At 52.9% G+C, this 452-nt stretch carries 1 rRNA gene (running past one end of the window); it reads right to left on the bottom strand.

The window, feature by feature from the left end:
* Positions 1–452 (bottom strand): 23S ribosomal RNA (locus EG244_RS20170) (its annotated part continues 1,236 nt past the right edge of the window); the annotation flags it as partial.

Here is a 452-nt window from a genome sequence, read left to right as displayed (position 1 = left end):
CTTGCGTAATGACAGGGCCTCCTTCTCGCGAACTTACGGAGGCATTTTGCCGAGTTCCTTAAACGTGGTTCTCTCAAGCGCCTTGGTATACTCTACCTGTCCACCTGTGTCGGTTTAGGGTACGGTCTTATGGAGGGCTATTTCCAGGAACCTCTGAACGGCACACTCAATCCGATAAGAGTGTACAATCTTCGAGATCCGTCACCATCTCCTGGCCCACGAATATTAACGTGGTTCCCATCGACTACGCCTTTCGGCCTCGCCTTAGGGGCCGGCTTACCCTGCTCAGATTAGCTTTAAGCAGGAACCCTTGGACTTTCGGCGAGAGGGTCTCTCACCCTCTTTGTCGCTACTCATGTCAACATTCTCGCTTCTGATCTCTCCACCGGATGCCTTACAGCCCGGCTTCACAGAAAGCTCCGCGTCTCTGCGCATCCTTATTGCTAAGGAAG

It is taken from the genome of Falsigemmobacter faecalis (genome assembly GCF_003863335.1).
In the GTDB taxonomy this organism is placed as follows: Bacteria; Pseudomonadota; Alphaproteobacteria; order Rhodobacterales; family Rhodobacteraceae; genus Wagnerdoeblera; species Wagnerdoeblera faecalis.
The sequence above is the reverse complement of the archived record's forward strand: the minus strand, read 5'-3'. Positions and strand labels throughout refer to the sequence as shown.